The following is a 23,079-nucleotide window of genomic DNA, read 5'->3' as shown; positions in this document are numbered from 1 at the left end:
TTTCAGCATTCCGTGGTTACATTGCCACATTTCGTGGCAGGTGAAATGGCCTTATGATGAAAAATTATTATGAATTGAAAAGCCCGCCACAGGCTGAATGGCAGTGAATTTAAGCGCAGCAGGCTGTACCAGTGGCGGCTATACAAATTATACAAAGAAAGTTTGGATATTCCTTTGCAATATCCTTTTTCCAAGCTAATTTGATAACATACAAGAGCTTTATTTATTAACTGACAAGCATGGAAATTTTACACGTTAGCGCGGAATGTTATCCGGTAGCGAAAGTAGGAGGATTAGCCGATGTAGTGGGTGCACTGCCTAAGTATCAACACCAGTTAGGTTGTGTAGCCAAGGTAGTGATGCCCGCCTATAAGTCCCGCTTTTTTGAGAACAACGAATTTGAACTCGTGCACCAGGGTGGCACCTGGGTAGGGTTCAACTGGTACCACGTCAATGTATTCCGGGAAAAAAACAATGTACTGGGTTTTGACCTGTACCTGTTGGATATACCGGGATTGCTGGACCAGGAGGGCGTGTATGGGCACTGGAATGATATGGAGCGGTTCCTGGCATTCCAGATCGCGGTGCTGGACTGGCTGAATGAGTGGCAGCATCATCCGGATGTCGTGCATTGTCACGATCATCATACAGGGTTTATTCCTTTTATGATGACGCATGCTTATAAGTACGAAAGGCTGCGCAACATTGCCTCCGTATTGACTATTCACAACGCACAGTACCAGGGGCAGTTTGGCTGGGACCAGCTGTACCGGTTACCGGGTTTCGACCTCTGGAAGGCCGGCCTGGTAGGATGGGATGGCGCTGTGAACCCGCTGGCGGCAGGAATCAAATGTGCATGGCGGGTCACGACCGTTTCACCCGGGTACCTCGAAGAAATGTATAATGGCGCTAACGGGCTCGAAAGTTTGCTGCGGAGCGAGCGGCGCAAGTGTAAAGGAATCCTGAACGGTATTGACAACAAGGTTTGGGATCCTGCTACAGACCCTATGTTACCCTACCACTATGATGAAACTTCTTTCGTAAGCGGGAAAAAAGAAATAAAGCGCCAGTTGTGCGAGGAGTTTGGATTTGACCCCGAATTACCTTTATTCTCCTTCATTGGCCGCCTGGTGGGCGAAAAAGGCGCCGACCTGTTACCAGACATTATTGGTCGTTCATTGTATGAGCAGCAGCACCAGCTCAATTTCCTTGTATTGGGTAGTGGTGATCCGCATACAGAGTGGCGGTTGCACCAGACAAAGAATACGACCGGGTCAAACTTTAATGTACAATATGGTTATAACGAGGGCTTATCTCACAGGATCTATGCCGGTAGTGATTTTCTGTTAATGCCCAGCAGGGTAGAGCCTTGTGGCCTGAACCAGTTGTACGCGCTGCGTTATGGCACGGTACCCATTGTACGTAGTGTAGGTGGCCTCAAAGATACGGTGAAAGACTTTGGAGACCCCGGCGGTTTCGGCATTCGCTTTATACAGGCAGAACCCTGGGATGCTTGTCAGGCCGTGGCCCGCGCTGTGGAGCTGTACAGTGATGTACAGGCATTGCAGGAGATCCAGGAATATATTATGCAGATCGATCACTCCTGGGACAGTGCCGCCGCAGAATATGTGGAATTATATGAATCAATAATAATCAGACCTTAGTTGGCACGGAACTTTCCACGTAGTTTGTAAACGGGACTTTCTATATAGTAATCATTATTTCAACGAAACAAAAGAACAGAATATGTCTAACGCAGTTATCTCCCTTATCTTAGGAGGCGGTTCCGGCACCCGTCTTTATCCGCTTACCCGCAGGCGCTCGAAACCCGCTGTACCGGTAGCAGGTAAATACAGATTGGTGGATATTCCCATCTCCAATTGTTTGAATGCGGATATGAACCGCATCTTTGTACTCACCCAGTTTAATTCCGCGTCGCTGAATAAGCATATTAAGAACACCTACCACTTTAGTCACTTCAGTAAAGCGTTTGTAGATATACTGGCTGCGGAACAAACTCCGGACAATCCCACCTGGTACCAGGGTACAGCCGATGCGGTGCGACAGTGCCTCCATCATATTGAGAACTATGAGTATGACTATGTACTAATTCTATCTGGCGACCAGCTGTACCAGATGGATTTCAGGGAGATGCTGCAACATCATATTGAATCACAGGCAGAGGTGACGATTGGTACTATACCGGTCACGGCGAAAGATGCTTCTGACTTTGGGATTTTAAAGACGGATGATAAGGGGTTGATTACTTCTTTTACAGAAAAGCCGAAGCAGGATGTGCTGGCGCCATGGGCTTCGCCTGTGAGTGACGAGATGCATGCTGAAGGGCGGGAATACCTGGCGAGTATGGGTATTTATATCTTTAGCAGGGAGACGCTGAATGAATTGCTGAAAGGGCAGGAGGCTGCGACGGATTTTGGGAAAGAGATTATTCCGTATGCGATCAATGCGGATCTGAAAGTGATGAGTTATCAATATACCGGTTACTGGACGGATATTGGAAATATCAGCTCGTTCTGGGAAGCGAACCTGTCGCTGACAGATGATATTCCCCAGTTCAATTTATTTGATGAAGGGAAAACGATCTATTCACGTGCGCGTATGCTGCCGCCGGCGAAGATGAGTGGTGTATTTAAAAAGACCATTATTGCAGATGGTACTATTATTTCGGATAGTACGCTGGAGCGATGCGTGGTGGGGATTCGGGCGCGTATTGGCCATGGGTCGGTGATTACGAATAGTTATATTATGGGGAGTGATTTTTACCAGACCCTGGAGGATTTGGCAAGAGCGAAGGCGAAGGGGCATCCGCCGATGGGGATTGGAGATAATTGTGTGATTAATAATGCGATTATAGATAAGAATGTAAGTATTGGAAATAATGTAAAGGTAAATGTGGGAGATAGGTTGCCAGATGGGGATCATGAGAAATATGCGGTGAAAGATGGGATTGTGGTGATTAAGAATGGAGTGGTGCTGCCTGATGGGTTTATAATTTAGGTGGCAGGCCCTGCATATTAGCGATAGGGGAAAGGTCTCATTTCCAAATGCGGTAGCAAAAATGGCCTCATTTCTCAATGCGCCAGCGAAGCCGCCGGCAGGCCCTCTTTCAAAAAGTCGCTTTTACCAGCGATAGCAAAAATGGCCTCATTTCCCAATGCGCTAGCAAAAATGGCCTCATTTCTCAATGCGCTGGCGAAGCCGCCGGCAGGCCCTTTCAAAAAATCGCTTTTACCAGCGCTAGCAAAAATGGCCTCATTTCCCAATGCGCCAGCGAAGCCGCCGGCAGGCCCCCCCTCTCTCTCAAAAAAAAATCGATTTTACCGAAGGTAAAATCGATTTTTTTTTGCCATTTGCTAAAATTCATTTTATTGATGCCAAACGGTCAAAAAAACTGTTAAAATTCCAAATTAACCTGACAAGTGGTTTTAAAATCCCTATCTTTGAAAAACCTTACCCACACTGCCTTTCAGCCCGGCGGAATGTAAAAAAATAATTCCTCAAAACAGCGTTAAATACTGTTAAAATCTCTCCCTCTTTTATCGCCCCCAACCGCCCATTCATCTCACCATTCCCCCTACTCACCGACACATATCCCCCATTCGCCGACATATCATAATCCTCCATCCCCCGAAATCTACATTTGTTTTTTAGGTTCTCAACAAAAAATCAATTTTGATGGTATTGCTGGATCAAAGGGCAATGCATATAACAGGTCTATGTTGTATGCTCTTATTATCAACTGCCTGTCATGACAAAAAGAAAAAGGAAGATGCAAAATCACAAGGCAACCAACCTACCATCGTGGATGTGATCATCGCCGACACCCGTAGTGTGAGCAACAACATCGAGGCAAACGGTACCATCGTACCCAACGAATACGCCGAACTCCATCCCGAAATCAGTGGCAGGATCACCTACCTCAATGTACCCGAAGGTACCATCGTCGAAAAAGGCACCCTCATCGCCCACATCAACGATGCCGACCTACAGGCACAACTGGAAAAATCCAAAGTTCAGCTGGACCTCTACGAAAAAACTGAACAACGCGACCGCAAACTCCTGGACATCAACGGTATCAACCAGGCCGACTACGACCTGGCGCTGAACAATGTAAACAGCACCAAAGCCGATATCGCCTACACCCAGGCCCAGATAGAAAAAGCAGCCATCCGTGCCCCCTTTAGGGGAACCATCGGCCTTCGCCAGGTCAGCATCGGGGCATATGCCACACCCACTACTATCATCGCCACTATACAATCGCCCGATAAAATGCGGGTCGACTTCACCCTACCTGAAAACTACGCCCACAACCTCAAAAAAGGTGGCGTAGTCACCGTAGTCAGCGATGCAAACGATGGTACCCGCAAACAGGCCACCATCATCGCTACCGAACCACAGGTAAGTCAGACGAGCCGCAACGTAAAAGTGCGCGCCCTGCTCTCCGACGGCAAAGGTCGCCCGGGGGCCTTCGTAAAAGTATATTTCAATGCCGGTGCAGCTGCCAAAGCCATCATGGTACCTACCAATGCACTCATTCCAAATGATAAAAACAACCAGGTAATACTCATCAAAGACGGCAAGGCCCACCTCTCCACCGTGCAGACCGGCGTGCGGGAAGCCAATAACGTGGAAATCACAGGCGGCATTAACGTAGGTGATACCATCGTAGTGACAGGCGTGCTCTTTGCCCGCCCTAACGCCCCTGTGAAAGTCAGACAAGTGAAGACACTGGAAAAACTCGTGGCTGCACAGCAATAATCACCCAACGGAAATCAAATGAATATTTCAGAACTATCATTGAAGCGGCCTGTCCTTGCGACAGTGATGAACCTCCTGATTATACTGTTTGGGGTGATTGGCTACTATTTTCTGGCAGTGAGAGATTACCCTGCCATCGATCCTCCTATTATTACAGTGTCTACTTCTTATACAGGTGCCAACCCGGATATCATGGAAAGCCAGATCTCCGAGCCCCTGGAAAAGCAGATCAACGGCATTCCCGGCATCCGTACCATTTCTTCCAATAGCTCCCTGGGTAGCAGCGTCATCACGGTCGAGTTCAACCTCGGTATCGACCTCGAAGCCGCTGCCAGTGATGTGCGTGACAAGGTGAGCCAGGCTACGAAAAGCCTTCCGCTCGACATCGATGCACCACCGGTTGTTACCAAGGCCGATGCAAACAGCGATCCGATCCTGATCCTTGCCGTACAGAGCCGTTCCAAGTCCCTCATGGAACTGAGTGACTATGTAGACAATGTACTGCAACAACAATTACAGACCATCGACCAGGTAAGCTCTGTGAACATCTTTGGCGATAAAAGCTATGCCATGCGCCTCTGGCTGAACGAAGCTAAGATGGACGCTTACAATGTGGCCTACAATGATATCAGTACGGCACTCAGCAATGAAAACGTACAGTTGCCGGCAGGTAAAGTGTATGGTAACAATACCGAACTGACCATCAACGCCCTCGGTCGCCTCACCACAGAAAAAGATTTCCGTGACCTTATCCTCCGCGAAGACAGCACAGGCATTGTACGGCTCAGTGATGTAGCCCGCGTAGAACTTGGTCCGCAAATAGAAGAACAGAGTTGGAAATATAATGGTGTAAACGCGGTAGGGGTGGCGATCGTGCCGCAACCGGGCGCGAATAACATCGCCATTGCCGATGAGTTCAGGAAGCGTATGGAGGCCATCAAAGAGTCTAACAAAGACGATATTGAATTCAGTGTGCTGGTAGATAATACCCGCAATATCCGGCAGTCATTGGCAGAAGTAAAAGAAACACTGATCATTGCATTTGCACTGGTGGTGTTGGTAATTTTCTTCTTCTTTAGAAACTGGCTGATTGCCATCCGTCCTTTGATAGATATTCCCATCTCGCTGATCGCTACTTTCTTCGTGGTGTACCTGGCCGGATTTACAATTAATATCTTGACCTTGCTGGGTATCGTATTGGCTACGGGCCTTGTGGTGGATGATGGTATTGTGGTCACGGAAAACATTTTCCGTAAGCTCGAGCAGGGCATGAACATCCGTACAGCTGCACTGGAAGGCAGTAAAGAGATCTTCTTTGCGGTGATCTCTACTTCCCTGACACTGGCGGTGGTATTTATGCCGGTGATCTTCCTGCAGGGATTTGTGGGCAGATTATTCCGCGAGTTCGGGGTAGTACTCGCCACAGCGGTATTGATCTCTGCTTTTGTATCTCTCACTATTACGCCTGTATTAAATGTGTACCTGAATAAGAAAGATGCCAGTCATGGTAAGTTCTACGAAAAAACAGAACCTTTTTTCCAGGGTATGGAAAGCGGCTACAAGCGCCTGCTCGAAGCATTTATGAAAGTGCGCGGAATGGCAGTGGCGATCATTTTGCTGTGTGCTGGTTTGATATGGTTAATCTTAACACACATACAAAGTGAGATTGCGCCGCTGGAAGATAGAAGCAGTGTTCGTATGACGGTGAGCCTGCCCGAAGGTACGAGCTATAGCTATACACAGGCGGTGAGTGACCAGATTGCGAATTACCTGTATGACTCAGTGCCGGAAAGAGCATTTGTGTTTGCCAGAACACCAGCGGGATCTGTGATCAATAGCTCACAGCCCCGTATTGGGCTGGTACCGCCGGAAGAGCGGGCGCGGAGTCAGTCAGAGATTGCCGATGACCTGAATAAGAAGTTGAAGCGCTTTAATGATGCACGTATCTTCACGATACAGGAGCAGACGATAGCAGTGGGCTCAGGGTCAAAAACCAGTTTGCCGATACAGTTTATCCTGCAGAACCAGGATTTAAATAAACTCAAAAATACCATTCCGTTATTCCTGGAAGAGGCGCGGAAAGATAAGACCTTCTCTAACGTAGACGTAGATCTGAAATTTACGAAGCCTACCCTGGAAGTGACTTTCGATCGTATGAAGATCAAGGACCTGGGCCTGTCTACGAATGATGTAATTTCCGCCATGCAGGCGGCTTTCAGTGGTGGCAGGCTGGCGTATTTTATTATGAACGGGTACCAGTATTATGTGATTGCACAGCTGGAAAGAACGGAGAGAAATGAGCCGGCAGATATCAGTCATATATATGTACGCAATGCGAGTGGAGATAAAATTCCTTTGGATGCGGTGGTGAAAGTGGTGACCAGTACGAGTCCTGCTACATTGTATCACTTCAATCGTTTCAAGAGTTCCACTATTTCTGCATCACTGGCACCGGGGTATACGATTGGCGACGGTATCAAGGCCATGCAGGCGATTGCAGACCGGTTACTGGATCCGACTTTCCATACGGCATTGTCTGGTTCCAGCCGTGACTATGCGGAGAGTTCATCCAATATTGTCTTCGCCTTCTTGCTGGCGCTGGTGCTGATTTACCTGGTACTGGCAGCGCAGTTTGAAAGTTTCATTGATCCGATTACCATTATGCTGACGGTGCCGCTGGCACTGGCAGGGGCGTTGTTGAGTTTGTGGATCTTTGGGCAGACGTTAAACATCTTCTCGGAAATCGGTATGATCATGTTGATTGGACTGGTGACGAAGAATGGTATCCTGATCGTAGAATTTACGAACCAGAAGCGGGAAATGGGTATGAGCAAACATGAGGCGGTGGTGGAGGCGGCTTCGCAACGTTTGCGTCCGATCCTCATGACATCGCTGGCTACGGCACTGGGGGCATTGCCACTGGCAATGAGCCTGGGGGCGGCTTGTACGAGTCGAGTACCTATGGGGAATGTGGTAGTGGGGGGTATTATGTTTTCACTGATCCTGACACTGTTCGTTATTCCGGCTGTATATACATTTGTGAGTGGTAAGCATAAGGCACACATACCTGATGTGGCAGAATAAAATAAAGTTGCATGAAAAGATTCATTATAAATTTGATTTTCTTTATTCTTCCGGGGTTGCTGCATGCACAGCAGCTCACGCTGAAGGAGGCAGTGAATATTGCATTAAGTAAGAACTTAGGCATTCAGATCGCGGAGAATAATGTGAAGATTGCGGAGGAAAATAACAACTATGGTATAGCAGGTGGTATGCCTGTGGTGAGTGCCTCTGGTACTGATGTAGAGCAGCTTACAAGCTTGGAGCAGAAGTATGCGAATGCGGCGAACAATAAGTCGAGCAGTAATGCCCGCTCTAACCAGCTTTCTGCGAGTCTTGGTGCGACTGTACCTATTTACAATGGGAGTAAGGTGGCCAATGCCAGCAAGCGACTGGGAGTGGCGGAGTCTATGAGCAATGATTTTCTGAAGTCCCGCATTGCGTTCATCACTTATAATGTGATGATAAAATACTATGACATCATCCGGCAGGAGAGTTATGCGGCTACGCTGGAAAGGTCGATAGAGGTATCCCGGCAGAAACTGGATATTGTAAAAGCACAGCAGGGGGTAGGGGTGGCGAATAATGCCGACCTTTTTCAGGCGCAGGTAGATCTGAATACACAGGTACAAAATCTGCAGGCGCAGCAGCTGGTGATAGATCAGGCAAAGACAGATTTATTGACGGTGTTGACATTGAAACAGGATTCGCTGATTACGATCAAAGATACCATTATAGTAGCTACTGATCTTCAGCTGGCGCCTATTCTTCAGTCTATGGAGCAACATCCTGATTTGGTGGCCGCCGGCAAGCAGGTGCAGATAGATCAGTATCTGGAAAGGGAAACGGCGGCGTATCGGTATCCTTCTCTGACTGGTAATGCGGGGTACAATTATAATTATACGAAAAACAGTGATGGGTTTTCCTTGTTGAACCAGAACTATGGGCCATATGTAGGGGTGGGGTTAAGCATTCCTATTTTCAATGGTTCTGTTTACAAAAGGAGGCAGGAGATAGCGGGGATCAATACCTCTAATGATCGGTTGATTCGGGATACATTAGGTATGAACTATACGGGCAATATTGTTAAGAGCTGGCAGGCATATAACAATAACCTGCAGCAGTTGCAGACAGCCAAAGACAATTATGACCTGTCAGGGAAATTGCTGGATCTTGTTTTGCAGCGTTTTCAACTGAAGCAGGCTACGATAATAGATGTGAAAACTGCGCAGCAGAGTTTTGAGAATGCCGGGTATTTATTGATCAATGTGAGTTTTGCGGCGAAATCGGCGGAGATAAGGTTGAAGTATTATGGGAATCAGCTTAGTCAGTTGTAAGGTAGGAGTACCTGACGGCTTGCCGGGGGAAGGGCATTTTCCGCCATGATAAGTGTGTTATTCTTTATGGCGCAGCAGTGAGAATGCAGGTATAAGAGGTGTATACCTTTGAAGGAGTGAAATTTACCATGAATTTGCGCTAAATTTATATCATGCTAAAAGAAAAAAAACCTCATATAATTTTAAAATTCTTCAACAAAAATGGTGGCGAAAGTGAGTTTACCAAAATAATCACTGAAGAAAATGAAGCCAATTATGCAGCTCAGCTCAAAGGTCTTCCGGAAGATGAGAAAGGGCTGCTTATGTACCACAAGGATAAAGATAACTGGTTCTTAATTACCAAAAGGAGAGTCAGGTCTGCCCGGGATGGTGAAGGATATGAACTCCTGCTTGAAGATATGAAAACGGTGCGTTTTTGCATGGAAAGCCCTGAAGCTTACCTAAGAAAATTTATCCTGACAGACAAGGATGATAATGATCATACAGTCTATTTTGATGAGAGAAAAGCTTTTGACAGTATGACGCAGGTGCTGTTTTTTTTGGCAACGCCTTAGGAACTTCCATCAGCATTGAATAAAATTTCAAAAAGAAAGAAGGCCCCGCTATTTAAATTTCAAATTCAACGCTACTTCTTTCTTTGCCTCCGCCAGGACAAACAAACTCCTGATCTTATAAATATTATCCAGCTTAGAGAGCTTATTTAAATTAAAAGCTTCATAAGCATCCATATCAGTTACGACTACTTTAATCAGGTAGTCAAACTGTCCATTCATCTTGTAACATTCCATCACTTCGGGGAAGGTATTAATCTTTTCTTCAAAAGCTACCAGCCAGTCGTGCGACTGTTCTTTCAAAGTAACACTGGTATAAGCCACCAGGTGTTTGCCCAGCTTATTCCTGTTTAACACGGCAATATATCGTTCAATATATCCTTCTGCTTCCAGCCGTTTAATACGCTCAAAGATTGTTGTAACAGACTTATTAAGCCTGGCGGCAATTTCTTTGTTCGTTAACCGTGCATCTTCCTGCAGTATATCTAAAATGCTAATATCAGTGCTATCTGGGGTGAAACTCATACTGAATTTTTAAGTGGAATCGATCAATAACCACGGCCATTTCGGAAAAAAAATTGTCCGTTTGGCTAATTTAAGGTTTTGTTTTCGTCTAATAATCAACCTCGTACTTATAAATCCGCTTACACCCTATTATTGCATCAAATCGTATATGCCACATTTCTTATAATCTTCCCAAAACAATCTTTTATGGTTTTGCCAATTGTACTTCCTCTTTCTGACGTTGGCCTGAAAGACATTGCCACTGTAGGTGGCAAATGTGCCTCGCTGGGCGAAATGATCGGTAACCTGGCAAAGCTGGGAGTGAATATTCCCGATGGCTTTGCAATCACCACTGAGGCTTATTATCGTTTCCTGCAGCAGAGTGACCTGGAAACATTCATCCGCCAACAGATCGCTTCAATCGATTTCAATGACCTTGTCACCCTGCGCCGTGCCGGTCAGAAAATACGACAGGCCATTAGCAACACACGCTTTCCCCATGAGCTGAGTGCAGAAATCCTAAAAGCATACACTGCGCTCTCTCAGCAATATGACCAGACAGAAACAGACGTTGCTGTACGTTCTTCTGCCACCGCAGAAGACCTTCCGGATGCTTCTTTTGCCGGCCAACAGGAAACTTTTCTGAATGTACGCGGTCCGGCAGCACTGATTGACGCTGTGCGCAACTGTTTCGCTTCTTTATTTACAGACAGGGCCATCAGCTACCGGGAAAACTTCGGCTATGATCATTTCCAGGTAGGCCTGTCTGTATGTGTACAAAAAATGGTGCGCTCTGACCTGGGGGCCTCCGGTGTGGCTTTTTCGCTGGATACTGACTCCGGGTTTAAAAATGTAGTAGTGATCAACGGCTCGTACGGACTGGGTGAAATGATTGTACAAGGGGCGGTATCCCCCGATGAATTTATTGTATTCAAGCCATCGCTGGCCATTATCGAAAAGAAACATGGAAACAAGAATAAGATGATGGTATATGGGGAAGGCAGTAATGATCGTACCAAAATAATACCTGTAGAAAGAAACAGGCAACAACAGTTTTGCCTGCAGGAGGCACAGGTAACCCAGCTGGCAGAAGCAGTAGTAAAAATAGAAACCTATTATACCAACCTTAAAGGAAAATGGTGCCCTATGGATGTAGAATGGGCGCTGGATGGCCTTTCTAACCAGCTATTCATTGTGCAGGCCAGACCGGAAACTGTGCATTCCAATAAAGATCATCATCGCATTGTATCCTACAAAATGGAGTCAGTACCTGAAGATAAGCGCATCCTTAAAGGTATAGCGGTAGGTGATAAAATTGCTGCCGGAAAGGTGAACATTCTTTTTTCGCTGGACAAGCGCATCACCGAAGGTGTAGAATTCAGGAAGGGAGATGTGCTCGTAACTGACATGACAGACCCCGATTGGGAGCCAATTATGAAAATAGCTTCTGCCATCGTTACTAATAAAGGTGGGCGTACCTGCCATGCGGCCATTATAGCCCGTGAAATGGGTATACCTGCTATTGTGGGATGTGGTGATGCTACAGAAAAACTGGACACTGGTCAGCTAATTACGGTGAGCTGTGCTGAGGGCGAAGAAGGCGTGGTATACGATGGTAAATTGAGCTTTCACGAAGAAGCCCTTGACCTGCGCAGTCTGCCCACTATCAAAACGCCATTGATGCTCAATGTAGCATCTCCATCTATGGCCTTCCAGTTTTCCTACTTACCCAATAGTGGGGTGGGCCTTGCCCGGGAGGAGTTTATCATCAATAATTATATTCAGGCGCATCCGCTTGCATTGCTTCATCATAAAGAACTGGCAGACCCAGTGCTCAGTGCAAAGATACAGGAGCTGATTACAGGCTATACCAATGAGGAACAATATTTTATTAATAAGCTGGCCTATGGTGTCGCTAAGATTGCGGCTGCTTTCTATCCTTCAAAGACCATTGTACGGTTTTCTGATTTTAAGAGCAATGAATATTACAACCTCCTGGGGGGGAAATATTTTGAGCCGCACGAAGAGAATCCAATGATTGGCTGGAGAGGGGCCTCCCGTTACTACTCCGAAAAATATAAGTCAGCTTTTGCCCTCGAATGCAAGGCTATTAAAAAAGTGCGCGCAGAAATGGGGCTGGGAAATGTGGTTGTTATGATCCCCTTCTGCCGCACTGTAGAAGAGCTGCAGCAGGTGCTGCTCACTATGAAAGAGGCAGGATTGGAAAGAGGGGATAATGGGCTGGAGGTATATCTCATGGCAGAGATTCCCTCTAATATCCTCATGGCCGATGAATTTGCTGCATACATTGATGGATTTTCCATTGGCTCCAATGACCTTACCCAGTTAACGCTGGGATTGGACAGGGACTCTGCACTGATAGCGAATATTTATAACGAAACAAATCCGGCTGTGACAAGGTTAATTGCTCACCTGATCAGGGTGGCCAAAAAGCATCAGGTAAAAGTAGGTATCTGCGGGCAAGGGCCTTCTGACAATCCTGCATTTGCAAAGTTCCTTGTAGAGCAGGGTATTGATAGTATTTCTGTAACACCGGATGCAGTGGTAAAGACGGTACTGGCTATTGCAGAAGTAGAGGAAGAGCTGAAAAAGAAAGCAGTTGTAAAAGAAGAAGTGGGCCTATAGGAAGGTGGCCCAGAACGATTAGCAAAAAAATCATATAGGGGCAACTATAATTCCCAAAAAGAGAAGGCGACGCATTTTATTTATGCGCCGCCTTCTTTGTTTCGCTCTACCATTCATGAAATATCCCCTGATCTTTCCACCTTTTCCCCTAAATTCGTGCATTCAAAAGATCATTTGAGTGTAGTATGGAGCAACCTGTAAGCAATATTCCGTATAGCCAGACTGGGTATTTCAACCAATTGGTGATAGACTTTCTGGCAGATCATCCGCATCTCCGCCCTTTTTACAAACATTCATCCTTATCCCCTGATTTTGAAGCTGCTATCAAAGCCAAAAAATCCCACCCACAAAACCGTGGGGTATTAGTTTCCGCCTTGCAGGAACAATACCAGGGCCTCAATATCACAGATCACGTCAGGAACAACATCACCAGCTTAGGCTCGGCGAACACCTTTACTGTGACCACCGCCCACCAGCCTAACATCTTCACCGGCTACCTTTACTTTGTATACAAGATACTGCAGGCTATCAAACTTGCCGGTCAGTTACAGGAAAAGTATCCGCAATATAAATTCGTTCCGGTCTATTACATGGGCAGTGAAGATGCTGACCTGGAAGAACTTGGCCACGTATACATAGCCGGCAAAAATATCAACTGGGCTACCTCTCAGCAAGGGGCCGTAGGCCGTATGCAGCCGGAAGGTTTTGCCGAACTCTTCGCCACCATCGAGTCTGCCCTTGGCTATGGCCCTCATGCCGCCGAACTCATGGACCTGATGAAGAAGGCTTACCTGGAGCATGAAAACATCCAGGAGGCTACCTTATACCTTGTAAATGAACTCTTTGGCCGTTTTGGACTGGTCGTACTGGTCCCTGACAGTCCGGCACTGAAGCGGCTCTACATCCCTGTGATGCGGGATGAGCTACTGCACCAGCATTCACATCGTATTGTAAATGAGACGCTGACAAGGCTTTCTCAATACTATAAAGTACAGGCTAATCCCCGCGAGATCAACCTGTTTTACCTTACACCTACTGCCCGTGAACGCATTGTACAGATAGGAGATACCTGGAAGGTGCTGCACATGCCGGTAGAGTTTACCCGCGATACGCTGGAAAAGGAATTGCAGGAGCACCCGGAGCGGTTTAGCCCGAATGTGATATTGAGAGGTCTCTTCCAGGAAACCATTTTACCGAATATCGCTTTTATTGGTGGGGGCGGGGAAATTGCCTACTGGATTGAATTACAGGATTTATTTGCCCATTACCAGGTACCATTCCCGGCGCTTTTACTGCGCAACTCTTTCCTGCTGGCAGATATGCCTTCCTTATCCCGGTTGCACAAACTGGGTCTCGACATTACAGGCCTGTTCAGGGATGCGGAATCGCTGGTCAATGATTATGTACAGAAACATACCAATGCGGCGCTGGTATTGAAAGATGAATATACGGCGATTGAAAAGCTCTTTGATGAATTGTCGCTGAAGGCGGAGGATATTGATATCACACTGGTGAAATCAGTAGAATCAGAGCGGTCTAAGGCGATTAAATCTATTGGTAAGCTGGAACATAAGTTCCTGCGGGCAGAGAAGAAGAAGTTTGCATGGCAAACGGACCAGATCAGGGTGTTGAAACAAAGGTTGTTTCCGGCGAATAGTTTGCAGGAGCGGAAGGAAAACTTTATGCCATGGTATATTCAGCAGGGGCCGGCGTTTTTTGATTTGATATTGGAGCATTTGGATCCGGTGACAGATCAGTTTGGAATTGTTTATACGGATTAAGGTCTTTCGGGCACATCATTATAACGAGGCGTCTCATAAACAAAATGAGGCGCCTTTTTTATTTTTTGGGAGGGGAGGTTGAGAAAATTTTTAAAACCGGAGGAAGTGTTGTATTTTTGTGGAGAAATCTCGAAAAAATCCATGTTGATAGAGTTTAAAGTAGCCAATTATCGTTCAATAGGGGAGGAACAAGTATTAACCTTGATTCCAAATACGGCGTATGATGATTATCCGGATAATATTATTACGGAAGGCGCATACAATGCATTAAACGCATGCGCAATTTATGGGAACAACGGAAGTGGCAAGAGCAATTTATTGTCAGCAATTGCAATGCTGGACAAATTGATACATTTATCGGCCCGAACTGCATCAACAACCAATTTGCCGTATGATCCATTTCTTTTACGAAAAGGTTATGAGGAAAACCCAACGAAATTTGAGATCACTTTTATAGTGGAGGGTATCAGGTATAAATATGGGATAGAATTTTTTCAGAAACACATATCCAGGGAGTGGTTGTATAGAAAAGGGAAGGGGCGCGAGGTGTTACTCTTTGGCCGTGAAGATGATATTATTGAACCAACATCCAGTTTAAAAGCTAACAAAACAGTGCTGGATGCAGCTATTGAGGCTACCCGATCCAATGGCCTTTTCTTATCCACATGCGATATGTTGAATGTAGCTGAGGCCCGGATAATTATGAAATGGTTCAGAGATCTGAATAGCTTAAATGGAATATATACAGAAGCCCAGGAGATTCGCACTGTCAAAATGTGGGATAAAGACGATATGAAGGAGGTGATAAGTGATTATATGTTAAGTCTCAATTTAGGTATAACTGCTCTTGATATTTCAACAAAAGACTTTGATGAAAGCGACCTGCCCCAGGACCTTAGCGATAGTGTTCGTCGGGAATTAATGAATACATTAAAAGACAAACAAAGCTATTCTGTTGCAACCACGCACAAAATTTATGACAAGGATGGCAACGAGACGCCGGATAGGCTTTCCTGGAATCTTGATGAGCGGGAATCGGAAGGAACGATTAAAGCATTTCATCTTAGCGGTCCTATTATATCGGCACTTACAACGGGTGGTGTGCTTATAATTGACGAAATTGAGGCAAAGATGCACCCCATAATTACGCTAAATACAATCGAGCTATTTCTGGACAAGAAGACAAACCCAAGAGGAGCGCAGCTTATTTTTGCCACCCATGACACTAATTTATTGACTTTTTCCAGATTGAGGCGGGATCAGATATTTTTTACAGAAAAGAATGTTTGGGAGTCAACAGAGCTTTACTCTCTTTCAGGAATAGTTCATCCTGAAAATAATCAAAAGGAACGGCTGGATACTAATAAGGAAAAGAGATATCTGGAAGGGAGGTATGGTGCCATCCCGTATTTAAGTACGCCAGATACTTTGATTAATACTATTCGTAATGGCAAAGAGGGGTAAAACAAGTTTTAATAAAGAACAGGAATCCGGTGAAGTGCGGGTAGAAAAGTGGCGAAAATATCTTCGGTTCCTGTTAGTTGTTTGCGAAGATCAAAATACTGAACCGACCTATATAAAAACCTTTAAACGGCATTTTCCAGCACACTCATTATATTTAGAGGTGGCTGGAGTAGGTCTGGATCCTCTTGGAGTTGTAAATAAAACAATTGAAAAAATAGAGGAATTGAAAGGACTTACGAAACGGGAAATAGACGAGGTCTGGACCGTTTTTGACAAAGATGATGCTGATTTAAATCAGGCCAGAGCTGCCAGATTTGATGAAGCCTTTGCTACAGCAAAATTGCATAGGATTAATATAGCGTGGAGTAATGAAGTTTTTGAATTATGGTTTTTGTTGCACTTTGAAGAAGTTAGTCCGGATATACCTATTCCGAGAGCTGCTATTTATGAACGTCTCAAAAATGCCGTAAATAATAGCGTAGGCCAAAATGTGATATCGGATGGTCATAGTAACGTCGACATCATTCCGTATTTACGTTCGCATGGAAGCGAGCTTGATGCAATAAACAGGGCTAAAGCGCTGGCGCGGCATTTCTCCAACACTGCTATCATTGGCTCCAATCCCGCATCGAAAATGTATCAACTTGTAGAATCACTCAACTCATGGATAGCCTACTATAATTTTCGATGCTAACTATTTTTTGTTTAACCCGTCAAATTATTTTTTAAACTTCTTTATACACTCTGCTCCAGCATCTTCTTCATATCTTTCAATAAACTCATCACCGCATGTAATTGATCCCGCACCTGCTTCACCTCCAATATCTCCTGCCTCAAATCCGTATCCCCCTGCCCATTATTCACCTCTTCCTGCCTCTTCTGGTACATCGCCTCCAACTTCATATCCAGCGTTTCAAATGCTTCCATATTCGCTGGCGGCGCCACCGGTTTTTCTCCGGGATTCTCCAACATCTCTAATATGCAATTAAAATAAGCCAGTAAATTATTACTCAATAATTTATATTCAGGTTGCTGAAACCTCACCCCATTATGCGTTGTACCATAATTTGCCAGCGCCGCTATATGCGAAATAACCGAATTATTGACTACCACAAAATAATATATCTGCGACCCATTCTTTTGTTTGCTTTTCGGCTCTGACAGCATCCGCTGAAAGGCCGACATCAGGTTTGCCGCACTCACATTCGAATCCTTCCTCGCTAATTTATAATCATTCATCACAAATGGCTCCTGCGTATATAAATGCATCACCTGCTCAAAATACCGCGCATTACTCTTCACCATCTTAATCATATGACTCGGCAATGTATTTTTCTCCCAACTAGGCCATAACAACAAATTTGCAAAGAACGCAATGGTGCCCCCAATAGTTGTATCCATCACACGCCAACCTACGTTGTAAAAATGTGCCGGGTGCAAAAAGTGCAGTAAGAATATCACAAACGGTGTTACAAAGAACACACTCAATGTATACTGGTGCGTCATAAAACTATACGCCCCCAGAATACACAACAGCATCGCGATGAAGATCACCGTATTGTTCGCCGTAAAGAACAGGATCCCTGCTGCAAACAAAGCTCCTGCCACTGTACCGATTATGCGTTGGTAACTTCGTGCTTTCGTAATACTAAAACCTGGTTTTAATATTACCACGATCGTCAACAATATCCAGTAAATCCTATCCAGGTGCAGGAGCTGCCCGATCACATACCCCGTCACCGCCGCCAGGCTCACACGCAGTGCGTGCCTGAAGATATGCGACTGAAACGTGAGGTTATTAAAAAACGTTTCTGCATCGTAATGCCCATGCGTGGTAAAACTGGATAACTGCAATCTTGGGTCAATGATCTCGTCTTTTACTCTTTCCAACCTTGTCAGGCGGTGCAGGTTATAAATCCGCTGCGCCATATCAGTGAGGTTATGCAGGATATTAGACAACACTAATAATCGTGTTCTTTCTTTTACTGTTGGCAACGTTTTCCGGATCGCATCCACTGCCTGCTGTACCTTTACAATCTCATATCGCAGGTTGGCCTTTGGCAAAGATCGTTGTCCGGCGGCTACCGCTTCGCCTATGATTTTCAACTCGCCCGCAAATTCAAGTATCAGGGCATGGAATTTATCGAGGATCCCTGACTCATCAAATGACTCATGCAAGGCGTGGTAATCCGTTTGTGCTGCCATGATCTGTTCCTGCAGGTCGACCATGTCGAGGAAGATCAATACCAGCGCCTTGTTAATACTGGTAGTACCTTCCTGGTGAGAACGTCTTTTTAATAATAACTCCCGTACCGCCTCCTGCTTTTCGCTCACCACCACTTGCTGTGCAAGTACATCTTTATAAATTTCTTCAATTTTATCGCCTGCCCCCGGGTCATAAAAATGTGCCCTTGCCAGCAGGTAATCTGCTGTTTCCACAATACATTCAGACAACATTTGTTGTACGCTCAGGTAGGGGCGGATCTGCCAGAGCAACAATGCCAGGAGCCCGTACCACACCGAACCTAATAATATATAGAGGCTGTGAATGAGCGCTTCGTACGGAGGCACGGCCTTTTCACCCAGGATGGATACCATTACGAGCATACAGGCGATACCAATATTGCCGCCCCGGTTGCCATAAATGAGCAGCATGGCATTCATAAAGCAACAGGCCAGTATATAGAAGGTCATCAATACCGGGTAAGGCATGATGAGGGAGGTGGTGATAGCTGTAAACCAGATGAAACCGATGGCAATGAGGGTGCCGTTTCGCTTATGAATGGCGGTTCCCGGTACATCGGAGAGGGCAGTGGCGAGGGCGCCGAGGGAGATGACGATCCCGAGGGGGAGGTTCCCCAGCATTGAACAGACTACAGAAGGCACGACCACACTGATGGTAGTACGTAAACCTGTACTAAAATGATAGCTGTAGATGAAATTCCTGACTTCCTGGATCCAGTGCCGCATGTAGAAAATTAATATTTGCAAAGATAGGGTTTCAGAGATTATACCTGTTGGGTGGGGATAAGGCGCAGGCTATTATTAAATTTTCCTTAAAATAGAAAAAATCCCTAATTTGTGTCCCCTGTTAGTCCATACCATATCGGCTAACCCAGCATTATAGTCAACTAAAGCAATGATCTTCAACAACCTGTCTGAAATTTATACACACCTGTGTATAATTAAATTTCCCCCGACATGTCTATCTATAATAAATTACTGCTTTCTTTGAAAAAATAATGACTGGAAACATGATTGTGCTGTGAATGGTTAAATCTGATGACATAAATCAGAGAAATCATAGTTATCTTTGACGGCTTAAAAAAACAAAGAGGAGCAATTGTGCGTTTAAAAACATTAGAAATCAAAGGCTTCAAAAGTTTTGCGGACAAGACTGTCTTACACTTCGACGAAGGTGTAACCGGGGTTATAGGCCCCAACGGCTGTGGCAAAAGTAATATTATCGACTCCATCCGATGGGTTATCGGCGAGCATAAGATCTCCAATCTCCGCTCTGAAAACCAATCCGGCCTGGTGTTCAACGGCTCCAAAACCCGCTCTGCCAGCGGTATGGCTGAAGTAAGCCTCACGTTTGAGAATACCCGCAATGTACTCCCTACTGAGTTTACCACCGTCACTATCACCCGCAAATTCTACAAAAACGGCGATTCTGAATACCGCCTCAATGACGTAGCCTGCCGACTTAAGGACATCCATAACCTGTTTATGGATACGGGTGTCAGCACCGACTCCTACGCCATTATCGAACTCGGAATGGTAGATGATATCATCAAAGATAAAGAGAACTCCCGCCGCCGCATGCTGGAACAAGCTGCCGGTATCTCCATCTACAAAACCCGTAAAAAAGAAGCAAAGAGTAAACTCGACGCCACCGAAGGTGACCTGAATCGTATTGAGGACCTGCTGTTCGAAATCAACAACAACCTCAAAACCCTCGAAGCCCAGGCCCGAAAAGCAGAACGCTTCTACGAAATTAAAAAAGAATACCGCGAAGTTTCTATAGAACTGGCCAAAGCTGCCCTTGAAGGCTTTAATGTTGAATTTAAAGACCTCACCGACCAGCAACAGGCCGAATCAGACAAAAAACTGGCCCTGGAAGCCGACATCACCAAAGATGAAGCCTCCGTGGAAGAAGATAAACTCCACTTCGTGGCCAAAGAACGCGAGCTCTCCGTCATGCAGAAATCCTTCAACGAACTGGTAGCCACCATCCGTACCAAGGAAAATGACAAGAACCTCGCTACCCAGCAACTGACTTACTTAAAGGAAAGAGAACGCAATATCAGCCAGTTCCTCACCAACGCCGAAGGGCAGCTGCAGGGACTCACCGACTCCATCGCCTTTACCGAAACCCAGGTCACAGACGAACAGGAAGTGTTCGACTCCCTCCAGGACCAGCTGGAAGGCCTGCAGGACATGGTCGATGAAAAGAAGGAATCCTTTAACCAAAAGAAACTGGCCCTCGAAACCCTCCGCCGCGATCAGCAACAATGGCAACGCCAGCAGTTCGAAGCAGAGAAAAAAGTGGCCGTAGCCGATACCTCGGTTCAAAACCTCCAGCGCAGCATTCAACAGCTCCAGGAAGAAAAAGCCAACCGCCAGCTGCAAATCACACAGCTGGAAGAAGAAAAGGCCGCCCTGCAGGATACCCTGCTGGATAGCAAAGCTGACCTGGAAGAAATGATCGCTTTCCAGGAAGAAACAAAAGGCAAAATCCTCACCACCCAGGGCGAAATAGAAGGGCTCCGTGACAAACTGGTGGATGAAAACCGTACCCTGGATCAGAAAAAGAACGAGTACGACCTGCTCAAATCGCTGGTAGACAGCCTGGAAGGTTACCCCGACAGTATCAAATTCCTCAAGAAAAATACCGACTGGAACAATAATGCCCCCATCCTGAGCGATATCTTCTTTTGCCGTGAAGACTACCGCACCTGCGTGGAGAACCTGCTCGAACCTTACCTGAACTACTATGTAGTTAACAATGCCGCCGAAGCCATTCAGGCTATCAACCTCCTCGATGATAACAAGAAGGGTAAAGCTAATTTCTTTATCCTCGACCAGTTTGACCATCATGGAGGCCAACTCTTTACCCCACCCAACACCGTTCCGGCACTGGATGTGGTAGAGATCGACGAACGGTATAAGGGGCTGGGCAATTACCTGCTGGGCAAAGTATTCATCGCTGACAATGTAACCGGTATAGAATGGGACCAGCTGGCTGACCAGGATGTACTTGTGATCGAAAAGAGCGGCCGCATTGTACGTGGTAAATATAACATGAGCGGTGGTAGCGTGGGCGCTTTTGAAGGGAAGAAACTCGGCCGGGCCAAGAACCTCGAAAAACTGGATGAGGAAATTCGTGCATTGGAAACCATCGTGGCTACCCTGCGGGAACAAATCCAGGAAAAACACAACCAGGTGCTTGGTTTCAACACCCAGCTGAATGAAAACAAGATCAACCAGCAGCGGGAAAAGATCAACCAGCTGAACAACCAGGTGTTTGGTTTGCAGAACCGGATTGAGAACTTCCGCCACCTGATCGATTCCGGCGAGAAACGACTGGCCGAAATGCAGCAATCACTGGAACAAAACCAGGAAAGCATAGCCGGTGTGCGGGAAGAACTGGAGGATCTGAACGAAAAGGTGCATGCCCTGCATGACAGTATTGCCAATGCAGAACGTGCTGCAGCCGATGCAGAAGCCCAGTTCAACCAGGCGAACGTACAGTTCAACAACCAGAACTTACAGCAAACCCGCCAGCAATCTAAAGTAGCGGCCCTGCGCCAGGAACTGGATTTTAAACGTAAACAACTGACGGATCTGCACAACCAGATCACCAGCAATAAATCTCAGCTGGAAGATGCGGTGGCCAATATCGCCGCTGCTGAAGACAAACTGGGGGCTGCCGAAGATGGGCTTATAGACCTCTTCCGCCGCAAAGAAGAAGAAGAGAAGGAACTGAACGCGAAAGACCAGGAGTATTATAACTTCAGGAACCAGCTGCAGGAAAAAGAAACCAGTCTCCGGGCCCGTACCCGTGCACGAGAGGAGCTGGACCGCCAGCTGACTGTGATCAAAGACAAGGTGAACGAACTGAAGTTGCAACTGGCCTCTATGAAGGAGCGGTTAAGTGTGGAATTCAAGGTGAATCTTGACGAAATTATTGATGAGCAGCGCAGTTCTGCATTGCCGACCGAGGAATTGCAGGGTAGTGCAGAGCGACTGAAGAAGCGCCTGGAAAATATGGGCGAGATCAACCCTACGGCGATAGAAGCTTACCAGGAGATGAAAAAGCGTTATGAGTTCATACTGGAACAGAAGAATGACCTCGTGAGCGCGAAGGAATCCCTGATGGCGACTATACAGGAAGTAGAGGCGACTGCTAACCAGAAATTCCTGGAAACATTTAACCAGGTGAAGGAAAACTTTGTTAGAGTATTTAAGGCGTTATTTACGGAGGAGGATCAGTGCGATATGATACTGAGTGATCCTGAGAACCTGGCAGACACAGGAATTGAAATTATTGCGAAGCCGAAAGGGAAGCGCCCGGCAGCTATTACGCAGCTGAGTGGGGGAGAGAAGACATTGACGGCGACAGCGCTGCTGTTTGCGATTTACCTGATCAAGCCGGCGCCGTTTTGTATTTTGGATGAGGTGGATGCGCCGCTGGATGATGCGAATGTGGGGAAGTTTACGAATATGATTCGTAAATTTTCGGATAATTCACAGTTTATTATTGTGACGCATAATAAGCAGACGATGGCAGCGGTAGATGTGATTTATGGGGTGACGATGCAGGAGCCGGGGGTGAGTAAATTGGTTCCGGTGGATTTTAGGAGTTTGAATTAGGAGGGAGTTGGGATTAGAGGGGGTGAATTAGGAGGAAGGATATTTGGATGAGAGGAGTTGGGATTAGGAGGAAGGCCATTT

The 23,079-nt window shown here is 46.1% G+C and carries 14 protein-coding genes; 12 read left to right on the top strand and 2 right to left on the bottom strand.

The features are described from left to right. Positions 1-239: 239 nt before the first annotated feature. The 7 genes from ABDW16_RS19130 to ABDW16_RS19100 all read left to right on the top strand — a co-directional run bounded on the left by ABDW16_RS19130 (position 240) and on the right by ABDW16_RS19100 (position 9,730). On the top strand, positions 240-1,664 hold the full coding sequence (locus ABDW16_RS19130; RefSeq protein ID WP_343671958.1) for a glycogen synthase: 1,425 nt from the start codon (positions 240-242) through the stop codon (positions 1,662-1,664). 82 nt (positions 1,665-1,746) lie between these two features. After that, positions 1,747-3,018 (top strand): glucose-1-phosphate adenylyltransferase, encoded by a 1,272-nt coding sequence (locus ABDW16_RS19125; RefSeq protein ID WP_343671957.1) that lies wholly within the window; start codon positions 1,747-1,749, stop codon positions 3,016-3,018. A 77-nt stretch (positions 3,019-3,095) separates the two neighbouring features. Then, positions 3,096-3,419, top strand: coding sequence for a hypothetical protein (locus tag ABDW16_RS19120; RefSeq protein WP_343671956.1), 324 nt, complete (start codon positions 3,096-3,098; stop codon positions 3,417-3,419). Between the two features lie 325 nt (positions 3,420-3,744). After that, positions 3,745-4,779, top strand: a complete 1,035-nt coding sequence (locus ABDW16_RS19115; RefSeq protein WP_343671955.1) for an efflux RND transporter periplasmic adaptor subunit — start codon at positions 3,745-3,747, stop codon at positions 4,777-4,779. 18 nt (positions 4,780-4,797) lie between these two features. Then, positions 4,798-7,863: an efflux RND transporter permease subunit gene (locus tag ABDW16_RS19110; RefSeq protein ID WP_343671954.1), complete on the top strand. Its 3,066-nt coding sequence runs from the start codon at positions 4,798-4,800 to the stop codon at positions 7,861-7,863. A gap of 11 nt (positions 7,864-7,874) precedes the next feature. Beyond that, entirely contained in the window at positions 7,875-9,176 is a 1,302-nt protein-coding gene (locus ABDW16_RS19105) for a TolC family protein (RefSeq protein ID WP_343671953.1), read from the top strand. Between the two features lie 152 nt (positions 9,177-9,328). Beyond that, the gene (locus ABDW16_RS19100; RefSeq protein WP_343671951.1) at positions 9,329-9,730 is read left to right on the top strand and encodes a hypothetical protein; all 402 of its coding nucleotides are present in this window, start codon (positions 9,329-9,331) and stop codon (positions 9,728-9,730) included. A 48-nt stretch (positions 9,731-9,778) separates the two neighbouring features. Here the strand turns inward: ABDW16_RS19100 and ABDW16_RS19095 are convergent, their stop codons facing one another. Then, entirely contained in the window at positions 9,779-10,252 is a 474-nt protein-coding gene (locus tag ABDW16_RS19095; RefSeq protein ID WP_343671949.1) for an Lrp/AsnC family transcriptional regulator, read from the bottom strand. 186 nt (positions 10,253-10,438) lie between these two features. On the opposite strand from ABDW16_RS19095, the gene ppsA reads away from it, so the two are divergent. The 4 genes from ppsA (at position 10,439) to ABDW16_RS19075 (ending at position 16,816) form a co-directional block, all read left to right on the top strand. After that, a complete protein-coding gene (ppsA, locus tag ABDW16_RS19090; RefSeq protein ID WP_343671947.1) occupies positions 10,439-12,877 on the top strand; it encodes a phosphoenolpyruvate synthase in 2,439 nt (812 codons plus the stop codon). A gap of 185 nt (positions 12,878-13,062) precedes the next feature. Then, entirely contained in the window at positions 13,063-14,658 is a 1,596-nt protein-coding gene (bshC, locus tag ABDW16_RS19085) for a bacillithiol biosynthesis cysteine-adding enzyme BshC (protein WP_343671946.1), read from the top strand. A 78-nt stretch (positions 14,659-14,736) separates the two neighbouring features. Continuing rightward, positions 14,737-16,122: an ATP-binding protein gene (locus ABDW16_RS19080; RefSeq protein ID WP_343671944.1), complete on the top strand. Its 1,386-nt coding sequence runs from the start codon at positions 14,737-14,739 to the stop codon at positions 16,120-16,122. Continuing rightward, positions 16,106-16,816, top strand: a complete 711-nt coding sequence (locus ABDW16_RS19075; RefSeq protein ID WP_343671942.1) for an RloB family protein — start codon at positions 16,106-16,108, stop codon at positions 16,814-16,816. The genes ABDW16_RS19080 and ABDW16_RS19075 overlap by 17 nt, the downstream gene beginning before the upstream one ends. Before the next feature lie 41 nt (positions 16,817-16,857). On the opposite strand, the gene ABDW16_RS19070 is transcribed toward ABDW16_RS19075, so the two are convergent. Next, positions 16,858-19,092, bottom strand: coding sequence for an FUSC family membrane protein (locus tag ABDW16_RS19070; RefSeq protein ID WP_343671941.1), 2,235 nt, complete (start codon positions 19,090-19,092; stop codon positions 16,858-16,860). A 375-nt stretch (positions 19,093-19,467) separates the two neighbouring features. Here ABDW16_RS19070 and smc point away from each other — a divergent pair, with 375 nt between their 5' ends. Further along, a complete protein-coding gene (gene smc, locus ABDW16_RS19065) occupies positions 19,468-22,998 on the top strand; it encodes a chromosome segregation protein SMC (protein ID WP_343671940.1) in 3,531 nt (1,176 codons plus the stop codon). The last annotated feature ends 81 nt before the right edge of the window (positions 22,999-23,079 follow it).

Origin of the sequence: Chitinophaga sp., from assembly GCF_039596135.1 — a bacterium.
Lineage (GTDB): Bacteria > Bacteroidota > Bacteroidia > Chitinophagales > Chitinophagaceae > Chitinophaga.
Note: the sequence above shows the minus strand (reverse complement) of the source record. Positions and strands in the feature narration are given on the sequence as shown.

Bases quoted from the DNA above. Each gene is read 5' to 3' on its own strand.
- ABDW16_RS19130 (WP_343671958.1), top strand. From the start codon at position 240: ATGGAAATTTTACACGTTAGCGCGGAATGTTATCCGGTAGCGAAAGTA.
- ABDW16_RS19125 (WP_343671957.1), top strand. From the start codon at position 1,747: ATGTCTAACGCAGTTATCTCCCTTATCTTAGGAGGCGGTTCCGGCACC.
- ABDW16_RS19120 (WP_343671956.1), top strand. From the start codon at position 3,096: ATGCGCCAGCGAAGCCGCCGGCAGGCCCTCTTTCAAAAAGTCGCTTTT.
- ABDW16_RS19115 (WP_343671955.1), top strand. From the start codon at position 3,745: ATGCTCTTATTATCAACTGCCTGTCATGACAAAAAGAAAAAGGAAGAT.
- ABDW16_RS19110 (WP_343671954.1), top strand. From the start codon at position 4,798: ATGAATATTTCAGAACTATCATTGAAGCGGCCTGTCCTTGCGACAGTG.
- ABDW16_RS19105 (WP_343671953.1), top strand. From the start codon at position 7,875: ATGAAAAGATTCATTATAAATTTGATTTTCTTTATTCTTCCGGGGTTG.
- ABDW16_RS19100 (WP_343671951.1), top strand. From the start codon at position 9,329: ATGCTAAAAGAAAAAAAACCTCATATAATTTTAAAATTCTTCAACAAA.
- ABDW16_RS19095 (WP_343671949.1), bottom strand. From the start codon at position 10,252: ATGAGTTTCACCCCAGATAGCACTGATATTAGCATTTTAGATATACTG.
- ppsA (WP_343671947.1), top strand. From the start codon at position 10,439: ATGGTTTTGCCAATTGTACTTCCTCTTTCTGACGTTGGCCTGAAAGAC.
- bshC (WP_343671946.1), top strand. From the start codon at position 13,063: ATGGAGCAACCTGTAAGCAATATTCCGTATAGCCAGACTGGGTATTTC.
- ABDW16_RS19075 (WP_343671942.1), top strand. From the start codon at position 16,106: ATGGCAAAGAGGGGTAAAACAAGTTTTAATAAAGAACAGGAATCCGGT.
- ABDW16_RS19070 (WP_343671941.1), bottom strand. From the start codon at position 19,092: ATGCGGCACTGGATCCAGGAAGTCAGGAATTTCATCTACAGCTATCAT.